Source organism: Mesorhizobium sp. M8A.F.Ca.ET.165.01.1.1, assembly GCF_004792065.1.
Taxonomy (GTDB): Bacteria; Pseudomonadota; Alphaproteobacteria; order Rhizobiales; family Rhizobiaceae; genus Mesorhizobium.
On the sequence record NZ_SRTH01000002.1, the window covers coordinates 872168 to 898907 of the forward strand.

General features: G+C 61.8%; 24 protein-coding genes. 12 read left to right on the forward strand and 12 right to left on the reverse strand.

Features of this window, described 5'->3' with window-relative positions; all coding sequences use genetic code 11:
- Positions 1-120: 120 nt before the first annotated feature.
- Complete coding sequence (locus tag EN808_RS09040) at positions 121-2010, forward strand: MFS transporter (protein WP_135915586.1); 1890 nt, start codon at positions 121-123, stop codon at positions 2008-2010.
- A gap of 80 nt (positions 2011-2090) precedes the next feature.
- On the opposite strand, the gene EN808_RS09045 is transcribed toward EN808_RS09040, so the two are convergent.
- Positions 2091-2285, reverse strand: coding sequence for a DUF2735 domain-containing protein (locus EN808_RS09045; RefSeq protein ID WP_127280109.1), 195 nt, complete (start codon positions 2283-2285; stop codon positions 2091-2093).
- A gap of 312 nt (positions 2286-2597) precedes the next feature.
- Between EN808_RS09045 and EN808_RS09050 the strand changes: the two genes are divergently transcribed.
- On the forward strand, positions 2598-3638 hold the full coding sequence (locus EN808_RS09050) for a glutamine synthetase beta-grasp domain-containing protein (protein ID WP_135915587.1): 1041 nt from the start codon (positions 2598-2600) through the stop codon (positions 3636-3638).
- A gap of 115 nt (positions 3639-3753) precedes the next feature.
- On the opposite strand, the gene EN808_RS09055 is transcribed toward EN808_RS09050, so the two are convergent.
- Both EN808_RS09055 and EN808_RS09060 read right to left on the reverse strand, forming a co-directional pair.
- On the reverse strand, positions 3754-4926 hold the full coding sequence (locus EN808_RS09055; RefSeq protein ID WP_135915588.1) for a P1 family peptidase: 1173 nt from the start codon (positions 4924-4926) through the stop codon (positions 3754-3756).
- 34 nt (positions 4927-4960) lie between these two features.
- Positions 4961-5563, reverse strand: a complete 603-nt coding sequence (locus EN808_RS09060) for a TetR/AcrR family transcriptional regulator (protein WP_135915589.1) — start codon at positions 5561-5563, stop codon at positions 4961-4963.
- 146 nt (positions 5564-5709) lie between these two features.
- Between EN808_RS09060 and EN808_RS09065 the strand changes: the two genes are divergently transcribed.
- Entirely contained in the window at positions 5710-7134 is a 1425-nt protein-coding gene (locus EN808_RS09065; protein ID WP_135915590.1) for an APC family permease, read from the forward strand.
- Between the two features lie 810 nt (positions 7135-7944).
- Here EN808_RS09065 and glnA read toward each other — a convergent pair.
- Positions 7945-9354 carry a type I glutamate--ammonia ligase gene (glnA, locus tag EN808_RS09070; protein WP_127279623.1) on the reverse strand — a complete coding sequence of 470 codons (1410 nt, stop codon included), beginning with the start codon at positions 9352-9354 and terminating at the stop codon, positions 7945-7947.
- Positions 9355-9420: 66 nt separating this feature from the next.
- Positions 9421-9759: a P-II family nitrogen regulator gene (locus EN808_RS09075; RefSeq protein ID WP_006205430.1), complete on the reverse strand. Its 339-nt coding sequence runs from the start codon at positions 9757-9759 to the stop codon at positions 9421-9423.
- A gap of 356 nt (positions 9760-10115) precedes the next feature.
- On the opposite strand from EN808_RS09075, the gene EN808_RS09080 reads away from it, so the two are divergent.
- Complete coding sequence (locus EN808_RS09080; protein WP_135915591.1) at positions 10116-11645, forward strand: NAD(P)H-hydrate dehydratase; 1530 nt, start codon at positions 10116-10118, stop codon at positions 11643-11645.
- A gap of 26 nt (positions 11646-11671) precedes the next feature.
- Here the strand turns inward: EN808_RS09080 and EN808_RS09085 are convergent, their stop codons facing one another.
- Positions 11672-13204 (reverse strand): acyl-CoA carboxylase subunit beta, encoded by a 1533-nt coding sequence (locus tag EN808_RS09085; protein ID WP_127869351.1) that lies wholly within the window; start codon positions 13202-13204, stop codon positions 11672-11674.
- A 411-nt stretch (positions 13205-13615) separates the two neighbouring features.
- On the opposite strand from EN808_RS09085, the gene EN808_RS09090 reads away from it, so the two are divergent.
- A complete protein-coding gene (locus EN808_RS09090; protein ID WP_135867747.1) occupies positions 13616-15040 on the forward strand; it encodes a DEAD/DEAH box helicase in 1425 nt (474 codons plus the stop codon).
- A gap of 104 nt (positions 15041-15144) precedes the next feature.
- Here EN808_RS09090 and EN808_RS09095 read toward each other — a convergent pair whose 3' ends face one another.
- Together EN808_RS09095 and EN808_RS09100 are read right to left on the reverse strand one after the other, a co-directional pair.
- Entirely contained in the window at positions 15145-16119 is a 975-nt protein-coding gene (locus EN808_RS09095; protein WP_127869349.1) for an alpha/beta fold hydrolase, read from the reverse strand.
- Between the two features lie 92 nt (positions 16120-16211).
- Complete coding sequence (locus EN808_RS09100; protein WP_127280474.1) at positions 16212-17033, reverse strand: SDR family oxidoreductase; 822 nt, start codon at positions 17031-17033, stop codon at positions 16212-16214.
- Between the two features lie 225 nt (positions 17034-17258).
- Between EN808_RS09100 and EN808_RS09105 the strand changes: the two genes are divergently transcribed.
- From EN808_RS09105 to EN808_RS09130, 6 genes are all read left to right on the forward strand, one after another.
- Complete coding sequence (locus EN808_RS09105; RefSeq protein WP_127869348.1) at positions 17259-18293, forward strand: cysteine synthase A; 1035 nt, start codon at positions 17259-17261, stop codon at positions 18291-18293.
- On the forward strand, positions 18293-19036 hold the full coding sequence (locus EN808_RS09110; RefSeq protein WP_135915592.1) for an alanyl-tRNA editing protein: 744 nt from the start codon (positions 18293-18295) through the stop codon (positions 19034-19036). Before EN808_RS09105 ends, EN808_RS09110 begins: the two co-directional genes overlap by 1 nt.
- 36 nt (positions 19037-19072) lie before the next feature.
- Positions 19073-19939 carry a 3-mercaptopyruvate sulfurtransferase gene (sseA, locus tag EN808_RS09115; RefSeq protein WP_135915593.1) on the forward strand — a complete coding sequence of 289 codons (867 nt, stop codon included), beginning with the start codon at positions 19073-19075 and terminating at the stop codon, positions 19937-19939.
- Between the two features lie 4 nt (positions 19940-19943).
- On the forward strand, positions 19944-20507 hold the full coding sequence (locus tag EN808_RS09120) for a GNAT family N-acetyltransferase (RefSeq protein WP_127280900.1): 564 nt from the start codon (positions 19944-19946) through the stop codon (positions 20505-20507).
- Between the two features lie 98 nt (positions 20508-20605).
- Complete coding sequence (locus EN808_RS09125) at positions 20606-21163, forward strand: OmpA family protein (protein ID WP_135915594.1); 558 nt, start codon at positions 20606-20608, stop codon at positions 21161-21163.
- A gap of 187 nt (positions 21164-21350) precedes the next feature.
- Positions 21351-21818, forward strand: a complete 468-nt coding sequence (locus EN808_RS09130) for a DUF1203 domain-containing protein (protein WP_127869345.1) — start codon at positions 21351-21353, stop codon at positions 21816-21818.
- 234 nt (positions 21819-22052) lie between these two features.
- Here EN808_RS09130 and EN808_RS09135 read toward each other — a convergent pair whose 3' ends face one another.
- Positions 22053-23357 carry an outer membrane beta-barrel protein gene (locus EN808_RS09135; RefSeq protein WP_127869344.1) on the reverse strand — a complete coding sequence of 435 codons (1305 nt, stop codon included), beginning with the start codon at positions 23355-23357 and terminating at the stop codon, positions 22053-22055.
- Between the two features lie 215 nt (positions 23358-23572).
- Entirely contained in the window at positions 23573-24688 is a 1116-nt protein-coding gene (ald, locus tag EN808_RS09140; RefSeq protein ID WP_019858003.1) for an alanine dehydrogenase, read from the reverse strand.
- Positions 24689-24844: 156 nt separating this feature from the next.
- On the opposite strand from ald, the gene EN808_RS09145 reads away from it, so the two are divergent.
- The gene (locus tag EN808_RS09145) at positions 24845-25318 is read left to right on the forward strand and encodes an Lrp/AsnC family transcriptional regulator (RefSeq protein WP_015317948.1); all 474 of its coding nucleotides are present in this window, start codon (positions 24845-24847) and stop codon (positions 25316-25318) included.
- Here the strand turns inward: EN808_RS09145 and EN808_RS09150 are convergent.
- Both EN808_RS09150 and EN808_RS09155 read right to left on the reverse strand, forming a co-directional pair.
- Positions 25315-25737, reverse strand: a complete 423-nt coding sequence (locus tag EN808_RS09150) for a hypothetical protein (RefSeq protein ID WP_127280884.1) — start codon at positions 25735-25737, stop codon at positions 25315-25317. The two genes, EN808_RS09145 and EN808_RS09150, sit on opposite strands and share 4 nt — an antisense overlap.
- A gap of 196 nt (positions 25738-25933) precedes the next feature.
- Positions 25934-26584 (reverse strand): 5-formyltetrahydrofolate cyclo-ligase, encoded by a 651-nt coding sequence (locus EN808_RS09155; protein ID WP_127280883.1) that lies wholly within the window; start codon positions 26582-26584, stop codon positions 25934-25936.
- Between the last annotated feature and the right edge of the window lie 156 nt (positions 26585-26740).

Here is a 26740-nt window from a genome sequence, read left to right on the forward strand (position 1 = left end):
TTCCCCGGCGCTTTCTGCCATTTTTCCTGTGTTGGCTGCGTCTTGTGAGTCCGCGTTCCGAGGAGAACGCGGACGTTGGCGCACGGCATCGAGGACTGGGTCTCACGGGAGGATAACTCAATGGCAATGGCATCGACCGCCGGCGGAACGAGCCGCGGCATGACGCGAGAGGAGAAGAAAGTCATCTTCGCTTCGTCTCTCGGCACCGTTTTCGAATGGTACGATTTCTATCTCTACGGCTCGCTGGCGGCTTTCATCGGCTCGACCTTTTTCAGCCCGACCATTCCCGAGGCAACGCGCAACATCTTCGCGCTGCTTGCCTTTGCCGCGGGCTTCCTGGTGCGCCCGTTCGGCGCGCTGCTGTTCGGTCGCATCGGCGACCTCGTCGGCCGCAAATACACATTCCTGGTCACCATGACGATCATGGGTCTCTCGACCTTCCTGGTCGGCCTGCTGCCCGGCTATGCGACCTTGGGCATCGCGGCTCCGGTGATCCTGATCGCCCTGCGCATGCTGCAGGGCTTGGCGCTGGGCGGCGAATATGGTGGTGCGGCCACCTACGTCGCCGAGCACGCGCCCGATGACCGCCGCGGCTTCTACACCTCATGGATCCAGACGACCGCGACACTAGGCCTGTTCCTGTCGCTGATCATCATCCTGATCGTGCAGGGATCGCTGAGCAAGGAGACCTACGCCGCCTGGGGCTGGCGCATTCCTTTCATCGTCTCTTTCCTGCTGCTCGCCGTTTCTATCTGGATCCGGTTGTCTCTGTCGGAGTCCCCGACCTTCCAGAAGATGAAGGAGGAAGGCAAGGGCTCCAAGGCGCCGCTCTCGGAAGCCTTTGGTCAGTGGAAGAACGCCAAGATCGCGCTCCTGGCGCTGCTCGGCCTCACCGCCGGTCAGGCCGTCGTCTGGTACAACGGCCAGTTCTACGCGCTGTTCTTCCTGCAGAACGTGCTGAAAGTCGACGCGCAGTCGGTCAACATCATGATCGCCATCGCGCTGGCGCTCGGCTCGATCTTCTTTGTCGTGTTCGGCTGGCTGTCCGACAAGATCGGCCGCAAGCCGATCATCATGGCTGGCCTTGCGCTGGCCATCGTCTGCACCTTCCCGCTGTTCAAGGCGTTGACCTGGGCCGCCAATCCGGCGCTCGCCAAGGCACAGCAGAGCACCCGGGCAACGGTGACGGCGGCACCCGGCGACTGCAGGTTCCAGTTCAATCCGGTCGGCACGGCTAAGTTCACGACATCCTGCGACATCGCGACTTCGTTCCTGACCAAGAACTCGGTTCCGTACGATGTGGTGTCGACGGCGGCGGCCGGGACGGCTGCGTCAGTCAAGATTGGTACAGAGACGGTGCCGTCCTACGATGCGGTCGCGGCCGGCGATCAGGCCAAGGCCAAGGACGCGGTCTTCGTCAAGGCCGTCAACATGTCCCTGCGGGACAGCGGTTATCCGCTGAAGCGTGCGGCAATTAAGGTTGCGGACCAGAAACTCGATGCCTTCATCGCAGCCAATCCTGAACTCAAGCTCGACGCAGCCGCGATCCGCGGCGGCGAGAAGGCAGCGGTGCCGACCGATCAGGCGGTCAAGGACAAGCTCTTGACCGCCGATGAGGCCGCGGGCGCACCCGAGGTCACCGTCTACAACATACCGGACGGCGGTGCCTTTGCCATGTTCGCCGACCCGGCGGCGGTGAACTGGCCGATGACAATCGGTATCCTGTTCATCCTGGTGCTGTTCGTGACCATGGTTTATGGGCCGATCGCGGCGATCCTTGTCGAGATGTTCCCGACTCGCATCCGCTACACCGGCATGTCATTGCCTTACCACATCGGCAATGGCTGGTTCGGCGGCCTGCTGCCGGCGACGGTGTTCGCGCTCAGCGCCTACAAGGGCGACATCTACTATGGCCTTTGGTACCCGGTGGTCATCGCGGCGATGACGCTGATCATCGGCATGATCTTCGTCAAGGATACGCTGGGAACCGACCTGCACGCCAAGGAGTAGTCGATAGGCTCTTACGAACGAAAAGCCCGGCGCGAGCGATCGCGCCGGGCTTTTTCATGCGAGATCGACGTGGAGCGGCTTCAGCTTTTCCGTTGCGGGTTTTCTTCCTCGACGGCGGCCTCGTGGTACCAGCCATCGAAATCGGCGTGCTCGCCGCGAAGCGCGGCAAGCTCTGCCGCGAATTTGGCCTTGGCGCCTAAATTTAAGGCAGGCCTGCGCGCTGCCAGCGGGAACATCAGGATTTTCGCCGACGGACGCGATTGCGTGACTTGCATTGCCGGTCTCCCTTGTTTTTCAGAAGCTCGTCGATTCAGTTCTCATCAAAATAGGTTCTGCGAGTCATTTAGGCAATATGCCTACGAAAAGATCATGGTTTGCCTATGATTTAAGCAGTATTGCGGCTTGGGCGATCTGCACGCATTGCTGGGACGGCTCAGCAAAATCAAAGCCTTGGCATGACCATTTTGCCGCACCCGTCGGAGGCCGAGTGGCATACGAATTGCTTTTTAATCATCGGCAGGCCGGCCTGTTTCGGCCATGCATCGACATCGCCTGCTTGCGGTGTCCAAGCAACGAGAGGCTCTAGAATGACCAAATACAAGCTCGAGTATATCTGGCTCGATGGATACACCCCGGTCCCCAATCTTCGCGGCAAGACGCAGATCAAGGAATTCGCCGAGTTCCCGACGCTCGAGCAGCTGCCGCTGTGGGGCTTCGACGGGTCATCGACGCAGCAGGCCGAAGGGCATAGCTCCGACTGCGTGCTGAAGCCGGTCGCGGTCTACCCGGATCCGGCCCGCACCAACGGCGCGCTCGTCATGTGCGAAGTCATGATGCCCGATGGCGTTACGCCGCACGCTTCCAACAAGCGCGCCACCATCCTCGACGACGAAGGCGCCTGGTTCGGCTTCGAGCAGGAGTATTTCTTCTACAAGGACGGCCGTCCGCTCGGCTTCCCCGAGAGTGGCTATCCCGCACCGCAGGGTCCGTACTATACCGGCGTCGGCTATTCGAATGTCGGCTCCGTTGCGCGCCAGATCGTCGAGGAACATCTTGATCTCTGCCTCGCGGCCGGCATCAACCACGAAGGCATCAACGCCGAAGTGGCCAAGGGCCAGTGGGAATTCCAGATTTTCGGCAAGGGTTCCAAAAAGGCCGCCGACCAGATGTGGATGGCCCGCTATCTGATGCAGCGCCTGACCGAGAAGTACGGCATCGACATCGAATACCATTGCAAGCCGCTCGGCGACACCGACTGGAACGGCTCGGGCATGCATGCCAATTTCTCGACCGCCTATATGCGTGAAGTCGGCGGCAAGGCCTATTTCGAAGCGCTGATGGCGGCTTTCGACAAGAATCTGATGGACCACATCGCCGTCTACGGCCCGGACAACGACAAGCGTTTGACCGGCAAGCATGAGACCGCGCCGTGGAACAGGTTCAGCTATGGCATCGCCGATCGCGGCGCGTCGATCCGCGTCCCGCATTCGTTCGTCAAGAACGACTACAAGGGCTATCTGGAAGACCGCCGTCCGAACTCGCAGGGCGACCCCTACCAGATCGCCTCGCAGATCCTGAAGACGATCGCTTCGGTGCCGGCCAGCGCAGAGGTTTCGGCCGCCGCCTGATCCTCTTTGCGGCGCATGCAACTCGGCGCCGCGAACGGATGCTCATTATGGAAAAGGCCCGGGCTGAAAACGCCCGGGCTTTTTTTTGTCAAGCAGTTTGCCGGATTGGCCTTCGTTATTGTCGATCAGCCATGACCCCACGCGCGTTCAGCGCCGTCACCACCTTGGCATGCGGCAGGGCCGGGGTCCTATTGCCGTCGCGGCCGATCATGTCGCTGTTGGCGACAAGCGCGTTGAGCACCGCCTCTTCGGCTGCTTGCACGACGGCTGCGTAGAAATCATCCATGCGACCCCACGGGATGAAATCCATGTGCCCATAGCTGTGTTCGGTCGCCGGTCCCCGCGGGAAGCGGCCGTTGAGGGCGTCGCGGTTGGCGGTCGAGAAAGCGAGAAAGATATCGCCGGAGAAATGCGAGCCGGTGGTGCCTGTCCGTGCGAGACCGAGCGGCACGCGCCTGGCCAGCGCCTTGCACTGGCCAGGCAGCAGCGGCGCATCTGTGGCGACGATGCCGATGCAGGAGCCGGCGCCCGTCGGGCCGCCGCTGAAATAGGCCTCCATCGGGTTGTCGTCGGCCAGTTCGTTGCCGAGCGGCGCGCCGGCAATGGTGAGTTCCCGGCGCGAGCCGAAATTGGCTTGCAGGAAGACGCCGACCGTGTAGGAGCGATGACCGTAGTCGACGACCCTTGAAGCCGTGCCCGAGCCGCCCTTGAAAGCGTAGCAGTTCATGCCCGTGCCGCCGCCGACCGAGCCTTCCTCGATGTGCCCGCTTGTCGCATTGTCGATCGCCGCGATCGCATGGTCGACCGTGACATGCGAGCCGTTGATATCGTTGAGATAGCCATCCCAGGTTTCGGCCACCACCGGCAGCAGCCACTGATCGGCGACGTCGGGCTTGTGGCGCGCGACCCAGTCGATGATGCCGCGATGACAGGGGCCGACCGCATGGGTGTTGGTGATCAGGATCGGCAGGCTGATGCTACCGGCTTCCTCTATCCACGAGGCGCCGGTCATTTCGCCATTGCCGTTGAAGGAGTGATAGCCGGCGGCGCAGGCCACGCCGACACCGTCGTGGCCGAACGGCAGTATCGCCGTCACGCCGGTGCGCACCGGTCCCTGTCCGAGCGCGAGCTTGCCTTCGCCCTTGATGATCGTGGAGTAGCCGACCAGGACGCCTCCGACATCGGTGATGGCATTGGCGGGGCCGGGCGTGCCCTGCAAGGGAATGGCGAGCGCCCGGGCGCGGGCCTTGCCGGCTGGCGTGGTGGTATGGGTCGGCAGTTGGTCCATGCTGGGGTTCCGCTCCGTTGATTGATATTCTGGCTCAGCGAAGGCTGCAGCCCGTCGCAAGCTCGGCATAGCTGGTCAGGATCGCCATCGCCGAAGGTTGATCGACCGCGGGCACGATATTGACGAGATGCAGCCCCAGGCCATCCTCGAGCACGACCAGGCTGCGCGCGATCGTCTCGCTGGTCGCCCGTAGTTTAAAGATGCCGGTGGCGGCGCCCGCCTCCAGTATGCCGACATAGATCGACACCTGCCGCTCGAACAAAGTGATGTGGCGGGCCGCGTAGCTCGCATCCGAGCGCGAATAGGCGCCAAGTTCGAGCAGCAGCCGGCAGAGCTGGTCGTCCGCGTCCGTCGGCAGTCCGCTTTCGATCATCGTTTTCAGCCGCAGCCGCGGATCGGCGATCTCGGCAACCGACGCCGCGCGTATGGTGCAGAACCGCTCGACGGCCTTGCGTTGCACATCGTCCAGCAGGTCCTTCAGGCCAGGATAATAATAGAGCAGGGCGCTCGAACTCATCCCTGCCTCATTGGCGACGTCGCGCAACGTGACGCCGGCAAGGCCGCGCTTGGCGATCATCGATTCCGCTGCCGCGACGAGCGTGAGGCGACGATCGGCCTGGGTTTTGGGTCGTCCCATCTTCGTTTCCTGAATTTGATTCAGTTTAAAACAGTCTCATGAAATTTCGCAAGCACCAATGCACCATATTAATTGACGATATCTGACTCCATCGCTAGGCTCCCCTCGGAGGAAAATTTTTATCCTATTAAAAAAAGGGGAGGAAGATGTCTACAAACGAAGCAACGACAGGGTCAACTGCCAAGGCCGCGCCCGCCGCCAAGGGACTGGATCGGGCGTTGAATGCGCTCGGCACGCTGATGATCGTGCTATCGGCAGTGACGCCGGCATCCTCGGTGTTCATCATCGTGCCGGGCGTCATCGCGCTGGCCGGCACCGGTTCATTCCTCAGTTTTGTCATTGCCGCGGTCATCGGGCTGTTCATGGCCTTCGTGTATGCCGAACTCTCATCGGCCTATCCGATGGCCGGCGGCGAATACACCATGATCGGCCGCACGCTCGGCCGCTTCTGGGGCTTCGTCACGCTGGTGCTGGTGTTTGTCTCGATCGTGCTGATCGTCGCCGTCATCGCGCTTGGTGTCGGCACCTATCTCGGCGTGCTCATCCCCAACCTCAGTCCGCAATGGGTCGGCGTGGTGACGATCGGGCTGGCCGGCACGGTCGCGGCGATGCGCATCAAGCTCAATGCCTTCGTCACCGGAATTTTCCTCGGCATTGAGATGCTGGCGCTGCTGATCCTGACCGGTCTCGGCTTTGCTCATGTCGAACGACCGCTCTCCAGCCTGTTCACCTCGCCGCAATTGCTCGACGCCACCACGAACACGCTTGTTCCGGCCTCGGCCGGCATCATCCTGGCATCAACCGCTGTTTCGCTGTTTGCCTATAACGGCTATGGCGCGGCCGCTTATTTCGGCGAGGAGACACAGGATGCCAGGCGCAACATCGGCAAGGTGGTGCTCTGGGCATTGGTGATTACCGTCGCGGCCGAACTCATTCCGCTGACGGCGGTGTTGCTGGGGTCTCCGGATCTTCCCGGCCTGCTCGCGGCACCCCAGAAGATCGAGTATTTTCTGGAAGCGCGCGGCGGCCATGCGCTGACGGTTCTGATCAGCCTTGCCATCGTCGTTGCCATCTTCAACGCCGTCATCGCCATCATCCTGCAGGCCGCCAGGCTGCTGTTCAGCTCCGGCCGCGACAAGACCTGGTTCGGCCCAATCAACGCCGCCGTCGCCTCGGTCCATGGCAGCTACGCATCGCCCTGGATCGCCACCATCGTCGTGGCGGTGCTGGCTGCGCTCGCCTGCTTCATCGATCTCAATCTGCTGCTGGTGGTCAGCGGCACGTCGCTGGTGGTGATCTACGCGCTTTTGTGCGTGGCGGTGTTTGCCGGCCGCCGCAATGGCACCACGGCTGGCGGACACTACCGCATGCCGCTGTTCCCGGTGCCGGCCGTCCTTGCCTTTGTGGCGCTGGTCTATGTCGCCTACCAGAACCTGCTCGATGCCGCTTTCGGGCGCCCGAGCCTGATCGCGACGCTGCTGATCATGGCAGTGGCGGCAATCTACTATCTGCTGATCCTGGCCAGGCGAACGGACTGGAACCTGCACGGTCCTGACGAGCTTGCTGGATAGGCGTTACCCTCCGACGCTCTGTCCTTGCGAGAACCCCGGCCGTCGCCGGGGTTCTCTTTTGTGGCGGCCCGTCCATTCCGGAGAGACTCGCTCCGGGATGCCACGTTAGCAGCGAGTGGGCGGAACAGGCGCTGAACGTCCATCAAAACCGATCGAACGGCTGCGACTTGAATACACCCAAAAAAAGTCAGGCTGAAAAGGTCGGGTCAGCTTCAGCGAATGAGGAGGCTTTTGGCCGGCATGCCATACCCTTCATCGATGGCTTGCGTTTCTGTATTTGGTGAAAAAGCCCGGAAAACTGCCTGTTTCCGGCTCGTCCGTACACCAACGAACCCCTGTATAAGCCACTGTTCATGCAAGGAAATCGCCAGTTGGTGCCATACCTCCGTGGCGTTGACATATGACGCCGCGGCATGCGTATTCACGGCTACGGGTTACGCCAAGCGATGCTGTTCGAACGGGGCGGGGGTTTCGTGAACGACTGCATTGGCGGGGGCGCCGGACGAGCGGGCATTGCAGCCTGAGGCAGTGCGCCGCTCGCTCCTGGCGTTCGATTGCGCTCGAAAGGCTACGGCTACTTGCTCGAATGGGCACTGGCTGGGTCCTGCCGCCCGTGACCTGAGGTCTTTCGCCGGCGGCCGCCGCGAGGCCCGGCAGCTCCAGCTGCGATCCGTCCTTCAAAACCTAAGCAAGTTGACCATCGTGCGTGGCTGTCTGCAAACAATCCATCGACAGAGCCCTTTGGATCAGCAAAAAGCCCTTGAAGGGGGAAATCCTTCAAGGGCTTTGAAACATTATCCGAACGGAATCCTAGACCGAATAGTACATGTCGTATTCGACCGGATGCGGGGTCATTTCGAAGCGCATCACTTCCGCCATTTTCAGTTCGATGTAGCTATCGATCTGGTCGTCGTCGAAGACGCCGCCGGCTTTCAGGAAGCCGCGATCCTTGTCGAGGCTTTGCAGCGCTTCACGCAGCGAGCCGCAGACGGTCGGGATCTTCTTCAGCTCCTTCGGTGGCAGGTCGTAGAGATCCTTGTCCATTGGCTGTCCCGGATGGATCTTGTTCTTGATGCCGTCGAGGCCGGCCATCAGCATGGCGGCGAAAGCGAGATAGGGGTTCGCGCCCGGATCCGGGAAGCGGACCTCGACGCGCTTGGCCTTTGGCGACGAGCCGAATGGGATGCGGCAGGACGCCGAGCGGTTGCGCGCCGAATAGGCGAGCAGCACCGGCGCTTCGTAGCCAGGCACCAGACGCTTGTAGGAGTTGGTCAGCGGGTTGGTGAAGGCATTGATCGCCTTGGCATGCTTGATGATGCCGCCGATATAGAACAGGCAGCTCTCCGACAGACCGGCATATTCATTGCCGGCGAAGGTCGGCTTGCCGCCCTTCCAAATCGACTGGTGGACGTGCATGCCCGACCCGTTGTCGCCGAAGATCGGCTTCGGCATGAAGGTGGCCGTCTTGCCATAGGCGTTGGCGACCTGGTGCACGACATACTTGTAGATCAGCATCTTGTCGGCGTTGCGGACCAGCGTGTCGAACTTGATGCCGAGCTCGTGCTGGGCGGCGGCCACCTCGTGGTGATGCTTTTCGACGCGCACGCCCATTTCGGCCAGCACCGTCAGCATTTCGGAACGCATGTCCTGCGCCGAATCGATCGGCGGCACCGGGAAATAGCCGCCCTTGATGCGCGGCCGGTGACCGAGGTTGCCGGTTTCGTAGTCGGTGTCGTCGTTCGACGGCAGTTCGGTCGAATCGAGCTTGAAGCCGGTGTTGTAGGGATCGGCCTTGTACTTGACGTCGTCGAACACGAAGAACTCGGCTTCCGGGCCGACATAGATGGTGTCGCCGATGCCTTCCGCCTTCATGTAGGCCTCGGCCTTCTTGGCCGTGCCGCGCGGATCGCGGTTGTAGGATTCGCCCGAGACCGGGTCGAGGATGTCGCACAGGATAACCATGGTCGACTGCGCGAAGAACGGGTCCATGTGGACCGTGTCCGGATCGGGCATCAACACCATGTCGGACTCGTTGATGGCCTTCCAGCCGGCGATCGAGGAGCCGTCGAACATGACACCGTCGGCGAACATGTCTTCCTCGACCTCGACGACATCCATCGTCACGTGCTGCAGCTTGCCCTTCGGGTCGGTGAAGCGCAGGTCGACGAATTTCACGTCGTTGTCCTTGATCTGCTTCATGATGTCTTTGGCTGTCGTCATGTCATGTATCCCTGTGTGCTGACGTTTTTTGATGGATGACGTTTCTTAGAGGATGGCCGGGTCGGATCAAACCGCGTCCATGCCGGTTTCGCCGGTGCGGATGCGCACGACTTCCTCGATATTGGAGACGAAGATCTTGCCGTCGCCGATACGGCCGGTCTGGGCCGCCTTGCGGATGGCCTCGATCGCGCCTTCCACGGCATCGTCGCCGAGCACGACCTCGATCTTCACCTTGGGCAGGAAGTCGACGACATATTCGGCGCCGCGGTAGAGTTCTGTGTGACCCTTCTGGCGTCCGAAACCCTTGGCCTCGGTCACGGTAATGCCTTGCAGTCCGGCCTCCTGAAGCGCTTCCTTCACTTCGTCCAGCTTGAATGGCTTGATGATCGCTTCGATCTTTTTCATGTAAAAAGTGGCCTCCACTGCCAAAAAAACGGGTTGTGAGCCCCCGCTTGCGCCTCCATCAAGCACGAACTGTGCCAGTCGGAGGGAACAGAAGCGGTGTCATACGATTTCAAAGCCATGTCACCCCCAGATGTAAATTCGCGTCATTCGCTGCATTGGAAGCGGCATGAATGGCAACAGCCTATCCGGCGCCACTGTGCGTGTCTGCCCAATATCTGGGCAAAGCGCTCATCTTGTGGGCAGTTTGGTGCCTGCGATCCTTGCGCCGATCGACGTGACCATGACAGCGCTACTCCTCCCCGTTTGCGTCGAGCCGAAAACTGGACAATGCTTGATCGAATGCGGATCGGCAATCCATGAGCCACGAACTTCTTACTTCCGCCGAGATGGGCGAAGCGGATCGGCTGACTATTGCAGCAGGTCCAACCGACGGCATTGGCTTGATGCGCCGTGCCGGGCAAGCCGTCGCGGCGCAAGTGCTCAGACGCTATCCCGCGGCGGCGCACGTCCATGTGTTGTGCGGCCCGGGCAACAATGGCGGCGACGGTTATGTCATTGCCCAGGTGCTTGCCAGCAGCGGCGTCGCCACCACGGTCTGGGCGCATGGTCCGCCAAGGCCGGATAGCGACGCGGCACTCGCCGCTGCGGAATGCCCAATCAAGCCCAGGCCGCTCTCGGACTTTGATGCCGGACCCGGCTCGATCGTGGTCGATGCGCTTTACGGGGCAGGGCTGTCCAAGCCGTTGTCCGGCGAGGCCGCCAGGGCGGTCGATCTCGTGAGCGACCTGCATCTGCCGGTCGTCGCGGTCGACCTGCCTTCCGGCGTCTCCGGTGACAGCGGCAAGGTGCTCGGCACATCGTTTTCAGCCGACCTTACCGTGACCTTCGCGCGCAAGAAGCCCGGCCATCTGCTCCTGCCGGGGCGGGAACGATGCGGCGAGATCGTGCTTGCCGATATCGGCATCGGCGATGACATCATTGCAAGGCTCCAGCCCCGGACATTCGAGAATGGACCAGCGCTTTGGTTACGCGGTTTGCCGGTGCCGGCCGTCGACGCGCACAAATACAGGCGCGGCCATGTCGGCGTCTGTTCCGGTGGACCCAACGCCACCGGCGCGGCGCGGCTCTCGGCGCTTGCCGCTGCCCGAAGCGGAGCAGGGGCGGTGACGGTTCTGTCGCCGGGCAACGCCATGCAGGTCAACGCCGCGCACCTGACTTCGATCATGCTGCGCAGGACCGACGATATTGCCGACATTGAAGCATTTGTCGGGGAGCGCCGGCCATCGGCCCTTGTTCTCGGACCTGGCTTTGGCGTCGGTGAAAAAACCAAGGCGTTCGCGCTCGCGCTGCTCGCTTCGGGTCAGCCGGCGGGCGCCTCCACCGGAATTGACGGCCTGGTCTTCGACGCCGACGCGATCACGTCGTTTCGCGAGGCGCCGGATGTCTTGTTCGAGGCAGCCCGCGAGCCGGACGCGCCCGCGCTGGTGATGACGCCGCATGAAGGGGAGTTCGCCAGGCTGTTTCCCGGTATCGCCGGTGACAATGCCTCCTCGAAGCTGGACAAGGCACGCGCGGCCGCCGCGAATGCCAATGCCGTCATCGTCTACAAGGGCGCCGATACGGTGATCGCCGCTCCGGATGACAGGGCGGCGATCAATTCCAACGGCGCGGCCTGGCTTGCCACAGCGGGGTCGGGCGATGTGTTGTCGGGCATCGCGGCCGGACTGCTTGCCCAGGGCATGCCGGCGTTCGAAGCGGCCTGCGCGGCGGTCTGGATCCATGCCGAGGCCGGCAGCCGGTTCGGGCCGGGACTGATCGCCGAGGATTTGCCGCTGGCTATGGTGCCGGTGCTGTGCGACCTGGTGGCTGCCGGAGGCGGGCGCTGATCAACCGCGATGCTCGCGACACCAGTTCACAGCGGAATGTTGTCGTGCTTCTTCCACGGGTTCTGCATGTCCTTGTTGCGCAGCATGCGAAGCGCCCGGGCGATACGGCGGCGGGTCGAGTGCGGCATGATCACCTCGTCGACATAGCCGCGCTCGGCGGCCACGAAAGGCGACAGGAAGCGGTCCTCGTAGGCCTTTGTATGGGCAGCGATTTTTTCGCCATCGCCGATGTCCTTGCGGTAGATGATCTCGACCGCGCCTCTCGCTCCCATGACGGCGATCTGCGCCGTCGGCCAGGCATAGTTCATGTCGCCGCGCAGATGTTTTGACGCCATCACGTCATAGGCGCCGCCATAGGCTTTGCGGGTGATGACGGTGATCTTCGGCACGGTCGCCTCGGCATAGGCGAAGAGCAGCTTGGCGCCATGCTTGATCAGGCCGCCATACTCCTGCGCGGTACCCGGCAGAAAACCGGGAACATCGACGAAGGTGACGATCGGGATTGAAAAACAGTCGCAGAAGCGCACGAAGCGTGCCGCCTTGCGGCTGGCGTCGGAATCGAGCACGCCCGCCAGCACCATTGGCTGGTTGGCGACAAAGCCGACCGTGCGGCCCTCGACCCGGCCGAAACCGGTGACGATGTTCTTCGCAAAGCTCTGCTGGATCTCGAAGAAATCGCCCTCGTCGGCGACCTTCAGGATCAATTCCCTGATGTCATAGGGCTTGTTGGCATTGTCGGGAATCAGCCGGTCGAGCGACATGTCATGATCGGTGACCGACTGGTAGCATTCGATCTCGGGAATCTCTGATGTGTTGGAAGCCGGTAGCAGGTCGATCAGCCGGCGCATCTGCAGGAGTGCTTCGACGTCATTGTCATAGGCGCCATCGGCGATCGAGGATTTCGTCGTGTGAACGGAAGCACCGCCGAGGCTCTCGGCTGTCACCGTCTCGTTGGTCACGGTCTTCACCACGTCCGGCCCGGTGACGAACATGTAGGAAGTGTCGCGCACCATGAAGATGAAATCGGTCATGGCCGGCGAATAGACGTCACCGCCGGCACAAGGGCCCATGATGACGGAGATCTGCGGTATGACGCCCGAAGCGAGCACGTTGCGCTGGAAGATTTCGGCATAGCCGCCGAGTGCCGCCACGCCTTCCTGGATGCGCGCCCCGCCGGCATCGTAGAGGCCGATGATCGGCGCACGGTTGCGCAGCGCCATCTCCTGCACCTTGATGACCTTTTCGGCATGGGCTTCCGACAGCGAGCCGCCGAACACTGTGAAATCCTTGGCGAAGAGATAGACCGGGCGGCCATTGACCGTACCCCAGCCCGTGACGACGCCATCACCTGCGATCTTGGTCTTCTCCATGCCAAAATCGGTCGAGCGATGCTCGACATACATGTCGAACTCCTCGAACGAGCCTTCGTCGAGGAACACCTCGATTCGTTCGCGCGCGGTGAGCTTGCCCTTCTTGTGCTGGGCGTCGATGCGGGCCTGGCCGCCACCCATGCGGGCGATGTCGCGCCGCCGCTCGAGTTCCTTCAGCACGTCCTTCATCGCTCGGTCCCCAGAAAACGGAAGCTGCGTTTGTGGTAATGATGCCCGACGGGGAGCGCAAGCGTCGGCTTTTTGGTCCGTTTTTGTTGCGCTGCAACATAGAGCCCTTGCATTTCGGGGCGAACTCAGCCATATGCAGCGGCATAGGCGCTTGGGCCGGACTCACCGGCCTTCTCGACGAATGAGACTGGTTGCGTCTGTTTTCCCTCTTTCCGGTATATCGGCCCCTCTTTCCGGTACATCACAAAGTGGCGAAAAAGCCCCGTGGCATGATGCCTGCGGGCACGACAGCGCAGCCGCGCGGACAATCCTGTCCGCCGCCTTGTCGTTCCATGACAGTTTATCCGACGGCAGGTTGCGCCCTGCCGCCATTGATGTTTGCGGCCAGAGGCCGCGTGAAAGAAGATTATTTTGACCAACGAAAACACTTTGCCCGGCAATGAAACCGCGGAACTCTCCGGTTTCGCGGCGCTGGGAATTACGGGTGCGCTGCTCAAGGCAACCCACAATGCCGGCTTCGCCGAACCGAAGCCGATCCAGATGCAGGCGATCCCGCCGCAGCTGCAGGGCCGTGACATTTTCGGCATCGCGCAGACCGGCTCCGGCAAGACCGCGGCCTTCGCGCTGCCGATCCTGTCGAAGATCATCGCGCTCGGCACCAAGCGGCGCGCCAAGACGACCCGTGCGCTGATCCTGGCGCCGACCCGTGAACTCGCCGTGCAGATCGAGGACACGATCAAGATCCTCGCCAAGGGCGCGCATGTCTCGACGGCACTCGTACTGGGTGGCGTCTCGCGCTTCAGCCAGGTGAAGAAGGTTGCTCCCGGCGTCGATATCCTCATCGCCACGCCCGGCCGCTTGACCGACCTCGTGCGCGAGGGCGACCTCATCCTCTCGGACACCAAATGGCTGGTGCTGGATGAGGGCGATCGCATGCTCGACATGGGCTTCATCAATGACGTCAAACGCATCGCCAAGGCGACCGCGCCCGACCGCCAGACGGCCCTGTTCTCGGCCACCATGCCGGACGAGATCGCGGAGCTCGCCAAGGGCCTCTTGAAGAACCCGGTCCGCATTGAAGTTTCGCCGCAAAGCACCGCGGCGGCCGAGATCGTGCAGGGCGTCGTCTTCGCCCGCACCAAGCAGAAGCGCCAGGTTCTGTCGACGATGCTCGCTGACGCGGCGATGAAGTCCGTCATCATCTTTTCGCGCACCAAGCATGGTGCGGACCGGGTGACCAAGGACCTCGAGCGCGACGGCTTCAAGGCCGCCGTCATCCATGGCAACAAGTCGCAGAATGCCCGTCAGAAGGCGCTGAATGACTTCCGTGACGGCTCGGTGCGCATTCTGGTCGCGACCGACATCGCGGCGCGTGGCATCGACGTGCCCGGCATCAGCCATGTCGTGAATTTCGACCTTCCGGATGAGGCGGAAAGCTACGTCCACCGCATCGGCCGCACCGGCCGCAACGGTATGGATGGCATCGCGATCACGCTTTGCGATCCTTCGGAGAACAGCAAGCTGCGCCAGGTCGAGCGGATCATCCGCACCAAGCTGCCTGTTGTTGCCGACCATCTCGGCAGCCCCGATCCGGCACGCAATCCGGCTGAGAAGAACGAGCGCTTCGAACCCGCCAACGATCGCAGCGACCGTAACGGCCGTCGCGACGGCCGGCGGCCGGGCGGCGAGAAGAAGCAGAACAACGGCTTCGGCAAGAAGCGCTTCGGCGACAAGCCGGCCTTTGCCGGCGAGCGCAAGCCCGAAGGCGCCAAGCCCTTCAAGGGCAACAACAAGCGCCGCTTCGGCGGCAAGCGTCCGGCAGCGCGGGCTGCTTGATAGGCCTCACGGACGCCTCCAATCCCTGGGGTTGGCTGGTTGACCGGATAGCAAAGAAGAGGGCGGCCGAGGCAATGCTTCGGGCGCCCTCTTCTTCTTGAAGCCTATTTCGCCACCGCTTCGATCCAGACGGCAATCCGTTGCGCCAGGAACGCCGTGGTGGATGGCGACAGCGCGTCGCCGGCAATGACATGATTGTCGGGATCGCCGGTGCTTTCCATGGGCACCAGCTCATGCGCGCCGCCCCAGCGCGCGGCGATTTCGCGGGTGCGGTCGGGCCGTACTACCTTGTCGATATCCGAGAAGATGAACAGGGCGGGGATGGTCGCCTTCTCCATAGGCGCGCCATAGGCAAGCTCGGTCAGGGCCTGCATCGGCATCGTCGCGGCGATCGGATATCTGGTGGTCCACAATTTCTCATGCAGCGCATTGCGTGGCACGAAGCTGCGCTCCTTGCCGGCGACGAGTTCGGCGATCTGCTTGCCCCAGGGCATGGTCAGGATCTCGGCGCCGGATGCCGTCACGCCGAAATTGGGCGAGATGAATGCAATGGCCGCCACACCCTCGGATGCCCCGGGCTGCGTCGCCGCCCAGGCCGCCAGCGAGCCGCCGGTCGACGTCGAGATGACGATCACCTTGTCGCCGATTGCCCGGCCGATGGCGATCGCCTCCTCATAGTCGTTGATCCAGGCATTGACGCTGCCTTGCGTCATCGCTTCGCCGTCTTGGCCATGACCGGTGAGGCGGGTGTAGAACAGGTTGGCGTCGAGCTGGTCGGCCACGTCGTCAGGTAGCGGGCGCACCTCGCCCTTCGAGGCGGAAAAGCCGTGGATGTAGACGATCGACAGCGGGGTCTTGGCATGCACCATCGGGTTGGCCCAGACGATCTCCTTTTCCAACCCGTCTCGGATATTGGGTACGGTGGCCTCCACTTTTGCCACATAGGCTTGTGGGTCGTCGCCGATGACGGAAGGATCGAAGCGGATCGTGGTGTCGATCGCTACGCGTGGACCCAGTACGAAGGTCAGTGCAAGGATGGCGACCAGGCCCAGCACAGCAAGCACGATCCGTCGCCCCATCGCAGACTCCACGCAACAATATTCAACCTATGGCGGTGGCCATGGACAGGCAACGGCCGTTCAGGCAGCCATGCCAGCAATCCTGTGGGCATCTATTCGTTGGGCGGTTTGCGCTCGTAATGCAGCGGCCGTGCCTTCCAGCTGGTCGTCAGGATGATCACCCATCGGCATAAAGGCCTTGGCAGCATGCCAAGAATTTTCAGCGGCCAGCTCGTCCGGTAAGGGAAGGTCACTTCGAAGCCACCGGACTTGATGCCCCGCACCATGCGGCGGGTCGCGCGGCCGACCGGCATCAGGCCCGGCATCGGCAGCATGTTCTTTTCGGTCAATGGCGTATCGACAAAACCGGGATTTATCACCTGAACGCGGATGTTCATCTTGTCGAAATCATACTTCAGCGACTCGGCCAGGATGTTGATGGCGGCCTTGGTGCCGCCATAGGCGGCCGTGGTCGGCCAGCCAAAATAGGCGGTCACCGAGCCGACCAGAACGACATGGCCGCGCGCGCGCACCCGCATATGCTCGACGACAGGCACCAGCCCATTGATGATGCCGAAATAGTTGACCTCGAAGGAGCGGCGGAAGTCCTTGACGACGAGGGATTCGCCGGGTGTCGAGATGTAATTTCCAGCATTGAATATGGCGAGCACGATCGGTCCGAGGTCCTTCTCGATCGCGGCGACCGTTCTTGCCATGCGCGGCTCGTCGGTGACGTCGCAGGGAAAGGACACGACCTTGCCCGGCATCTGCGCGGTCTCGACGATGAGCGTGTCGATCGGATCGTCGTCCAGCGCTGTCACCGCCACCGCATAGCCTTGTGACGCCAGGTCCCTGGCCAGCGAACGGCCAATGCCGCTGCTGCCGCCCGTGACCCAGGCGACGCCGTGTTTCGGATCGGCCCGATAGAGTGTCATGCTGCGCCCTGCCGAGTTGTTGGTGCTTTGCTCTAGCGGTGAAGAAATCGAATGAAAAGAGTGCTTTTCCACCACAGGTGCAAATGAACTGTGTGATATCGAGCCCGGTCGCGGCAAGGTCGGCACCCGCAGGGCCGGAAATGCGACTGGACCAGACGAATTCTTGCCTTGAAACCGCAGCGTTGGGTTTCTAGGGTTTCGGCGCATGTACACAAGGAATCCTGAATGCCCCGTTCTGTGATCGACGCGATCGGCAACACGCCTCTGATCCGCCTCAACAAAGCTTCCGAGGAAACCGGCTGCGAGATCCTGGGCAAGGCCGAGTTCATGAATCCGGGACAGTCGGTCAAGGATCGCGCCGGCCTGTTCATCATCCGCGACGCCGAACAACGTGGCCTGTTGAAGCCGGGCGGTGTCATCGTCGAGGGGACAGCCGGCAACACCGGCATCGGGCTGACGCTCGTCGCCAAGGCGCTCGGCTACCGCACCGTCATCGTCATCCCGGATACGCAAAGCCAGGAAAAGAAGGATACGATCCGGCTGCTCGGCGCCGAGCTGATCGAAGTGCCGGCCGTGCCCTACAAGAACCCCAACAATTACGTGAAACTGTCGGGACGGCTGGCCGAGCAGATGGCGAGGAGCGAGCCGAACGGCGCCATCTGGGCCAACCAGTTCGACAATGTCGCCAACCGCGATGGCCATATCCGCACCACGGCCGAGGAAATCTGGACCCAGACCGGCGGCAAGGTCGACGGTTTTGTCTCGGCGGTGGGTTCGGGTGGAACGCTGGCCGGTGTCGGGCTCGGATTGAAGGCCAAGAGCAAGAACGTCAAGATTGCGCTCGCCGACCCTCTTGGCGCCGCGCTCTACAGTTTCTACACCAGCGGTGAGCTGAAGTCCGAAGGCAGTTCGATCACCGAGGGCATCGGGCAGGGGCGCATCACCGCCAATCTCGAAGGCTTCACGCCTGACTTCTCCTACCAGATCAAGGACGAGGACGCGCTGCCGATCGTCTTCGACCTGATCCAGGAGGAAGGCCTGTGCGTCGGCGGCTCGACCGGCATCAACATTGCCGGCGCGATGCGGCTGGCCAGGGAATTGGGCCCGGGCCACACCATCGTGACCATCCTTTGCGACTACGGCACGCGCTATCAGTCGAAATTGTTCAACCCTGACTTCCTGCGCGACAAGAAGCTGCCGGTGCCGGGCTGGATGGAACTGCAGAGCAAGATCTCGGTGCCGTTCGAAAAGGTTGCGTGATGGCGCACAAGACGGAAGCGCTGTTTCGCGACGATGCCTATCTCAGGACGGCTGACGCCACGGTCGTCGCCATCAATGAGCGCGGCGGTATCATTCTCGACCGGACGATCTTCTACGCAACCTCGGGCGGGCAGCCGGGCGACACTGGTCATATCGAACGTGCCGATGGCAGCCGCATCGCGATCGCCGCCACGATCACCGGCGAGACCAAGGACGAGATCATCCATGTGCCGGCGCCGGAGCTGGCCACGCTGCAGGTCGGTGAGCGCGTGAAGCTGGCGATTGACTGGGAGCGCCGGCACCTGCTGATGCGCATGCACGCTGCCTGCCACCTGCTGACAGTCGTCTGCCCATTCCCGATCACCGGGGCGGCGGTCTCCGAGGACGACAGCCGTGTCGATTTCGACATTCCGGACGCCAGCTTCACCAAGGAAGAGGTGACTGCGGGCATGATGGACCTAGTGCGGGCTGATCATCCCATCTTCACCAGGCTGATCAGCGACGAGGAATTGGGCGCCAATCCCGGCCTGGTAAAATCCAAGAATGTCCGACCGCCTGTTGGCACGGGCAAGATCCGTCTCGTCTGCATCGGTGAGAACGCCTCGGTGGACAGCCAGCCCTGCGGCGGTACCCATGTGAAGAGCACCGGCGAGATCGGCGAAATCCACATCGGCAAGATCGAGAAGAAGGGCCGGGAAAACAGGCGCTTCCGCATCCGCTTCGGCCCGATGCCGGTAAATTGAACAGACAGACACCGTCAAAGAGCGGCAGGAGAAAAGATGGCCGAAGACAGCGCTTTCACCGTCGATGCGGACTGGCTGCAGGAGCGGTTGGGCCAGCCGGGCCTGACGATCGTAGACGCCTCCTGGTATCTGCCGGCGCAAAAACGCGACGCGCGCGCCGAGTATGATGCAGCCCATATTCCAGGCGCCCGTTTCCTGGACCAGGATGCCGTTTCGGACCCCGACGCCGCCTTGCCGCATACGCTCGCATCGCCGCAGCATTTTGCTCAGTATGTCGGCGCGATGGGCGTTTCTGCCGATGACACCATCGTCGTCTATGATGGCCCAGGCTTTTTCTCCGCGCCCCGGGCATGGTGGATGTTCCGCGTCATGGGCGTCTTCCAGACCTATATTCTGGACGGCGGTTTCGATGGCTGGAAGGCGTCCGGCCGGCCGATAACGGCCGAACCGACCAAGATCGCGCCAAGCGTCTTTCATGCCGATTTCGACGCTGGTCGCGTCGTCGGCCTAGCCGACATGCGCCGGATCGTCGATACGGGGGCAAGCCAGATTGCCGACGCGCGTGGGGCAGGGCGCTTTACCGGTTCAGAGCCCGAGCCCCGCGTTGGCATCCGCTCCGGCCACATGCCTGGGGCACGCAATATCCCCTATTCGGCGCTTTCCGAAAACGGCAGGCTGCTGCCGAAGGACCGTTTGCGCAAGGCGATTGAGGACGCCGGCATCGACCTGTCGAAGCCCGTTGTCACATCCTGCGGCTCCGGTGTCACGGCCGCGGTGGTCACGCTGGCACTGGAGACGGTTGGCCACACCGACAACAGGCTTTATGACGGCTCATGGACCGAGTGGGGCGGATTGCCCGATACGCCAGTCGTGACCGGCCCAGCCACTACCGGCAAGGAATGAATTGATGGAAAACGGAGTGCTGCAGGACATTGAAGTCACGGTGACTTTTCTCGAAATGCATGCACCTCCGGCCGCCTCGCCACCGGTGCCCTACAACCGCCAGGTCGCACTGCTGAAGACCAGGGACATCCCCTTGCATTTCTACCGCTACCTGATGGACCGGGTGGGGCGCAAATGGCACTGGGTCAATGTTCTGAGGCTGAATGACGATGAGCTGTCGGCCGGAATCCACCGCGAGGATCGCGACATCAGGGTGCTCTATCTCGACGGCTCGCCGGCAGGCTTCTTCGACCTCAAGCCGCATCTGCCTGAGGAAGTCGAGCTCGCCTATTTCGGCATGATGGAACACGCCACCGGGCAAGGCATCGGCCGCTGGTTCCTTGGCTCGGCGATTGCCGCGGCATGGTCGCATGGGCCGAAAAGGGTGACGGTGCAGACCTGCACGCTCGACCACCCCGCAGCCCTGCCGCTCTACCAGAAGCTTGGTTTCAAGCCGGTCGCGCAGAAGAAGGAAATCGTGCATCCCCTGCCTTTCGCCGAGCGCTCGGCAAGCGTCATGCGGCCGTAACTCCAGCCGGAATCTGAACCTTCCGTTCATCGGCGCTTCAGCCTGTCTTTGGCATGTTGCCCGCATTGCCAATGCGGCCGAGGCCGAAGGAGAAAGACATGCTGACCCGACGTACTCTTGCCGCCGCGCTGATTGCGGCGATTGCCATGCCGAGCCTTGCCGCTGCCCAGGCGACGACGCCCTCGGCCGCGACGATCGAGCGAAAGCTCGAGGCGGCACCCCGGGTCAAGCTGCGGCCGAACGAGCGCGTCACCACCCGTGAATTCAAGCGCCGGCCGGACCTGCGCCGCATGGCGCGCTCGATCGATATCCAGTCGATCAATTTCGCCTTTGGCTCCGCGGCGATTTCCAGTTCGCAGTATAACAAGATCGATAACATCGCCGATGCGCTGCGCCGCATCCTGCGTCGCGACCCCGGCGCGCGTGTGCTCATCGAGGGTCATACCGACGCTGTCGGATCGTTTCAGTCGAATCAGGTTCTTTCCGAACAGCGCGCCGCTTCGCTGAAGCGCACGCTGGTGCGTGAATTCGGCGTGCCCGGTTATGCATTGGAGACTGTCGGTTACGGCGAGGAATTCCTGCTGGTGCCGACTCAGAGCGAGAACTGGCAGAATCGCCGGGTGACATTGCGCCGCTTCGACGATTTCATCCGCTGAACGCAGGCGCCGATTCAAACTGATTAGCCGGCTTATATTGTCCCGGCTGGCAATATCGGCGCTTATCCCATTTGGTCTCGGGCCCGATTTGCCGACCGCAGGTCGGCCCTCGACTCTTGGCAGGAATCGGGTGGGAAGCATCGAAGGGGAAGCATAATTTCCGCTCAACCACACCGGAGATCATGCGATGACCATCCAGTTCAAAGCTCTGCCGACCGAAGATGTGCAAGCGCTGCAGGGGGGTGGGCCAGACGCCTATGGCAACACGCCCGAGCGCCAGGTTTCCGACGGTGACGGCATGCCTTGCCGGCATTGTTTGAAGAACATCGCCGCCGGCGATGACTACCTCGTCCTGGCCTACCGGCCGTTCCCGCAGCTTCAGCCTTATGCCGAGACGGGCCCCATCTTCCTGCACGCGCAGGAATGCGAACGCGCTGTTGAGGCGGAGATCATTCCCGAGATACTGGAAAGCGCCGACTATATCGTGCGCGGCTACGGCAAGGACGACCGCATTGTCTATGGCAGCGGCGGCGTCATCCCAACCGACGCTATAGTAGCGCGGGCGGAAACCCTGTTTGAGCGTGAAGACATTGCCTATGTGCATGTCCGCTCGGCGCGCAACAATTGCTACCAATGCCGGATCGAGCGCGCGTGAGGGCCAGGGATTGGCGATAGAAAGCTTCTGTCGCACTGCTGTCGCACGAACGCGCTAGAAAGCCATTGTCGATCGATTGGCCGACCGCGGATGAACCGGCGGCAATCTCGATATCGAGGAAGCGGGGCTTTGGCTCCGCTTTTTTGTTGCCCAGATTTCACCGCGCCATATCTCAAGCAACGAAAAAGCCCGCCGGCAACGCCGGCGGGCTTTTTGTAGGTTTGCCTGGAGGGCTTAGTTGAACTTGTACTTCGCGCCGATACGCACGGTATGGAAGGACGACGTAGAGGTAATGGAGTCGTCAGGCAGCCCCACCTCGGATGAGAAATCTTTCTTGGCGAATTGCGAGTAGCGATACTCAACACCCAAGGTAACATTGCTGGATATTGCCGTTTCCAGACCACCACCAACAGAGAAACCGCTGGAGCCCCAATCGAGGATGTCGCCGACCGGGTCCGAAGCGTTCAAGTCGAAATGCTGCCAACTGTAGCCAGCCAGCGCGTAGGCGAGGGTCGATTCATTCATTTTCATGCCGGCGCGGCCAAGCACATCGAAACCGTAGTCGGTATCGACATTGATCGATCCGCCGCCGAGGTCCAGCTTCGAGGTCATGCCGGAATAGCGGGCGTCCACCATGATGCCAGCGACCCAGCTGCCGAAGTCGTGGTCATAGCCGACATTCAGCTCGCCAAGCACGCCTTCACCGCCGAGGCCGTTGAACTTCGCGCCGCCAAGCGGTGGGATTTCGATCTGGTGCACCGACGCACCCGCGCCCAAACCGCCACCGATATAGAAGCCGGACCAGTTATAGGCGGGCGTTTCAAACGAAGTGGCGGCACCGTTCTGCGCCCCGAAGCGATAGCTGGCGGCAACCTGGAATGTGTGCCGCGACGTATCGAGATTGAGAAGGCCATCCGGAGCCCCGATAAGGCCGGCCTCGGAAAGGAGATCGTCCTTGGTGCCGAAGCGTGTATAGCGATACTCGGTCTTGATCGTCCAATTGCTGTTAATGGCCGTTTCGAGACCACCACCGACGAAATATCCGCTCTGGTCCCAATCGAAACCAAAGCCGGCGTTGGAATCAAGCTTGTACTTCTGCCAGGAATAGCCGCCCAGCACGTAGCCCAGCGTGTTCGGGGTAAGCAGATACCCTACGCGCAGACCAGCGTCGAAACCGTATGTCTCCTGGATCGAGGCGTTGAAACCACCGGCGTCGAGCTTGGTTTTGATGTCGCCGGCATGGACGTCCAGCAATCCGCCGAGCAGGAAGCGGGGCGAGACCATGTAGTCGTAGCCAGCGGTAAGTTCGCCGTAAACGCCTTCACCGCCAATGCCATTCAATGACAAGGGAGCAAAATCGCTGCTCAACTTATGGACGTTGGCTCCGGCGCCTACGCCGAAGCCGACATAAACGCCGCTCCAGTTAAAACCGGATGCCTCTACCGGCTGCACGACGTCGGCCGCATGAGCCGCCGACATCAAAGCCACGACAGAAACCGCGCCGAGAAGAATAGATTTCGCAGTAATGCGAACAAACATAGCCCGTACCCCTAATGAATAAACCCGGGGTGTTCCTAGCAGGGAGTCGGCCAATACAGGTATGACAAAAATGCAACAGCGGGAGGCTAAGTGCCCTTACGGCACACGCTTCGATGGATCCCCTGGGAAGCAGGTTTGGAGCATCATTGCCAAAAGAAAAAGCCCGCCGGAGCGAACCGGCGGGCAAAAGTGTAAGTTGACTTTTTCTGGGTGTATCAGGCCGCGAGCACGGCTTTCGGCTCGACCAGTTCGTAGCCGAGCGCTTCGGCGACCGCGCGGTTGGTGATCTTGCCTTTGTGGACGTTGAGGCCGTTGCGCAAATGATGGTCGTCGACCAGCGCCTTCAGGCCCTTGTCGGCGAGCTGCAGGCCGTAATGCAGCGTTGCGTTGTTCAGCGCATGGGCCGAAGTGACCGGCACAGCGCCTGGCATGTTGGCGACGCAGTAGTGGATAACGCCGTCGACTTCGTAAGTCGGCTCGGCGTGGGTGGTCGCATGAGAGGTCTCGAAGCAGCCGCCCTGGTCGATGGCGACATCGACCAGCACCGAGCCCTTCTTCATGCCGGACAGCATTTCACGGGTGACCAGCTTAGGCGCGGCCGCGCCCGGGATGAGCACGGCGCCGACGACGATGTCGGCCGAGAAGCATTCTTCCTCGAGCGCCTCGACGGTCGAGTAACGGGTGTGGACCCGGCCGGCGAAGAGGTCGTCGAGCTGGCGCAGACGCGGGATCGAGCGGTCGATGATGGTGACATCGGCGCCAAGGCCGGCGGCCATGCGGGCCGCGTGCAGGCCTACGACGCCGCCGCCGAGCACGGTGACCTTGCCTGGCAGCACGCCGGGCACGCCGCCGAGCAGCACGCCGCGGCCGCCATTGGCCTTCTGCAGCGCCGTGGCGCCGGCCTGGATCGACAGGCGACCCGCGACTTCCGACATCGGCGCCAGCAGCGGCAGCCCGCCACGATCGTCGGTCACGGTTTCATAGGCGATCGCCGTGACGCCCGAAGCGAGCAGGCCCTTGGTCTGCTCCGGATCCGGGGCCAGGTGGAGATAGGTGTACAGGATCTGGCCTTCGCGCAATTGCACCCACTCATTGGGCTGCGGCTCCTTGACCTTGACGATCATGTCCGACTTGGCGAACACGTCGGCGGCGGTCTTGGCGATGGTGGCGCCTGCAGCGCGATAGGCGTTGTCGTCGGCGCCGATACCGGCACCGGCACCAGCCTCGACCAGCACTTCGTGGCCGTGGGCCACATATTCGCGGACCGAACCCGGCGTAAGGCCGACACGGTATTCGTGGTTCTTGATTTCCTTGGGGCAGCCGACGCGCATTTTCTTCTCCTGATCCGGGCCCTTTTGGGCTCACTCCCTGATTGTCGGAGTGAACCATGAATCGGCTCGCAAGTGTTTGCGAATGCGCTTGCGCGAACAGGAGGGTTTCGATAATCATTGCGTGAAATAGCAGTATATTCGCAGGATTCACGAAGAATGCCGCTCGACAGGATTGATATCGCCATTCTGGAGACATTGCAGAAGGATGGCCGGATGCCGAATGCGGCCCTTGCCGAAAAGGTCGGCCTGTCGCAATCGGCCTGTTCGCGCCGGCTTGATAATCTGGAAAAATCCGGAACCATCCGCGGCTACCACGCCCGGTTGTCCAATGCGGCCCTTGGCCATCAGATGACGGCGATCGTCCACATATCCCTCTCCGGCCAGTTCGAGAAGACGCTGTCGGATTTCGAGGCGGCGATCAAACGCTGTCCGAACGTGCTGTCGTGCCACCTGATGTCGGGCGAGTACGACTATATCCTGCGGATCGCGGCCAAGGATCTCGTCGACTACGAGCGCATCCACAAGGAATGGCTGTCGGCGATGCCGCATGTAACGAAGATCAATTCGTCCTTCGCCTTACGTGAAATCGTCGACCGGACGGCCATGGGGCTAAAGCCGGAAATGGCTTAACGCCAAAGGCACACCCGGACGTCCTTCCCAATATAGCATGCGCCTTCGCGGTGAAGGTCTTCCCAACGTTCATCACCGTGAGTCGCGCGAATATCCGAGTTACCATAGCCGTCCCAAATATCGCCGTCCTTGTAGACGGCTGCCCAGTAATCCTCGGACATTTCACCAGCCCCACTATGCGTGTCAGGATAGTCGATACCCGCGAAAACTTGCCGGGGTCCCTGGATATTGAAATCGCCGCCCTTCTCGATTTGATAGGAGCATTTTCCGGATATGCGGGTCTGACCGTCAACAACAAGCAGGCAACGGCCCCATTTGTAACCGCTCGGCAAACGATGTCGTTGCGCGAGCGCGGGCGAAAAGGAAACAGCGATTGCAACGGCAGCCGCCATGGTACGCCCGATCATCTTGTCACCCATCGTGAAGCAGCCACTGTGAGGAGCGACCGGACAGTGTTGGTTCCCCAGGGCGCATGTCTAGGCAATCCTCCGCGGCACCGTGCTTTGAAAATCAGATTATTTATCGACCAAGTCGGATTTTTGTCACGTGACATTTGCGCTGCTTCCGCGCGGGGTAACCAGAAATCCGACCGGTCTCATTGGACCAAACAGGCTCTTACGCCTCCGTCACGATCCGATCCATCGGGATGTCGTGAGGTTGCGGATAGATGGTCGCGATGCGCTGCAATTCGTAGCCAACGCCGATGACCAGCGGCTTGAACGGCATGGCGGCCAGCGTGCGGTCGAAGAAGCCGCCGCCATAGCCCAGCCGATAGCTTGCCGGATCGATGCCGACAATGGGCGAGATGACGATGTCCGGCAGTACCGGATCGCCTTCGGCCGGGATCGGGATGTTCCAGACGCCTTTTTCCAACCGGTCGCCCGGTTTGTAGGCGCGGAAGATCAACGGTTGACCCTTTTCGACGACGATGGGCAGCGCGGTGCGGCCATCGCGTTCGTTGATAGACGCCATCCATGGCCGTAAATCCGGCTCGCCCCGAAACGGCCAGTAAAGGCTGACCATCCGGCCCGCTATGTCACCGATGATCGTGTCGAGGCCTTCCGCGATGCGCCGCGACATTGCGGTTCGGGCATCGGCGGAAACGGCAAGGCGCGCCGCGATCAGGCGTTCACGCTCGGCCTTTCGCCAGCGTCTCACGTCGGTCCAGTCGCTGAGTGGTGCCTGGAACGCGGGATCGAGTTCATGCATGAAGCAGGGCGGCGAAGAATACTGCGCCGGTCCTTCGTCCTCATGATCGTTGGTCATGCCTCACCTCATCTCGTGTTCGATGACGCTATACCTCGCGATACGATACAACATGTGCGTTCACGACATGGAACGACGAGTCTCGGGCACTGTCCTGCCATTGTTGCATTGCACAAAAACACCTACATCCAGGGCAGGCAATCTTGCCCATCAGGG

Coding starts and splice junctions, on each gene's coding strand:
- EN808_RS09085 (WP_127869351.1), bottom strand. CDS start 13,204: ATGAAGGACGTGCTGAAGGAACTCGAGCGGCGGCGCGACATCGCCCGC.
- EN808_RS09045 (WP_127280109.1), bottom strand. CDS start 2,285: ATGCAAGTCACGCAATCGCGTCCGTCGGCGAAAATCCTGATGTTCCCG.
- EN808_RS09125 (WP_135915594.1), top strand. CDS start 20,606: ATGCTGACCCGACGTACTCTTGCCGCCGCGCTGATTGCGGCGATTGCC.
- EN808_RS09145 (WP_015317948.1), top strand. CDS start 24,845: ATGCCGCTCGACAGGATTGATATCGCCATTCTGGAGACATTGCAGAAG.
- EN808_RS09050 (WP_135915587.1), top strand. CDS start 2,598: ATGACCAAATACAAGCTCGAGTATATCTGGCTCGATGGATACACCCCG.
- EN808_RS09120 (WP_127280900.1), top strand. CDS start 19,944: ATGGAAAACGGAGTGCTGCAGGACATTGAAGTCACGGTGACTTTTCTC.
- EN808_RS09080 (WP_135915591.1), top strand. CDS start 10,116: ATGAGCCACGAACTTCTTACTTCCGCCGAGATGGGCGAAGCGGATCGG.
- EN808_RS09065 (WP_135915590.1), top strand. CDS start 5,710: ATGTCTACAAACGAAGCAACGACAGGGTCAACTGCCAAGGCCGCGCCC.
- EN808_RS09095 (WP_127869349.1), bottom strand. CDS start 16,119: ATGGGGCGACGGATCGTGCTTGCTGTGCTGGGCCTGGTCGCCATCCTT.
- EN808_RS09110 (WP_135915592.1), top strand. CDS start 18,293: ATGGCGCACAAGACGGAAGCGCTGTTTCGCGACGATGCCTATCTCAGG.
- EN808_RS09135 (WP_127869344.1), bottom strand. CDS start 23,357: ATGTTTGTTCGCATTACTGCGAAATCTATTCTTCTCGGCGCGGTTTCT.
- EN808_RS09040 (WP_135915586.1), top strand. CDS start 121: ATGGCAATGGCATCGACCGCCGGCGGAACGAGCCGCGGCATGACGCGA.
- EN808_RS09130 (WP_127869345.1), top strand. CDS start 21,351: ATGACCATCCAGTTCAAAGCTCTGCCGACCGAAGATGTGCAAGCGCTG.
- glnA (WP_127279623.1), bottom strand. CDS start 9,354: ATGACGACAGCCAAAGACATCATGAAGCAGATCAAGGACAACGACGTG.
- EN808_RS09150 (WP_127280884.1), bottom strand. CDS start 25,737: ATGGGTGACAAGATGATCGGGCGTACCATGGCGGCTGCCGTTGCAATC.
- ald (WP_019858003.1), bottom strand. CDS start 24,688: ATGCGCGTCGGCTGCCCCAAGGAAATCAAGAACCACGAATACCGTGTC.
- EN808_RS09105 (WP_127869348.1), top strand. CDS start 17,259: ATGCCCCGTTCTGTGATCGACGCGATCGGCAACACGCCTCTGATCCGC.
- EN808_RS09075 (WP_006205430.1), bottom strand. CDS start 9,759: ATGAAAAAGATCGAAGCGATCATCAAGCCATTCAAGCTGGACGAAGTG.
- EN808_RS09060 (WP_135915589.1), bottom strand. CDS start 5,563: ATGGGACGACCCAAAACCCAGGCCGATCGTCGCCTCACGCTCGTCGCG.
- EN808_RS09155 (WP_127280883.1), bottom strand. CDS start 26,584: ATGACCAACGATCATGAGGACGAAGGACCGGCGCAGTATTCTTCGCCG.
- sseA (WP_135915593.1), top strand. CDS start 19,073: ATGGCCGAAGACAGCGCTTTCACCGTCGATGCGGACTGGCTGCAGGAG.
- EN808_RS09100 (WP_127280474.1), bottom strand. CDS start 17,033: ATGACACTCTATCGGGCCGATCCGAAACACGGCGTCGCCTGGGTCACG.
- EN808_RS09055 (WP_135915588.1), bottom strand. CDS start 4,926: ATGGACCAACTGCCGACCCATACCACCACGCCAGCCGGCAAGGCCCGC.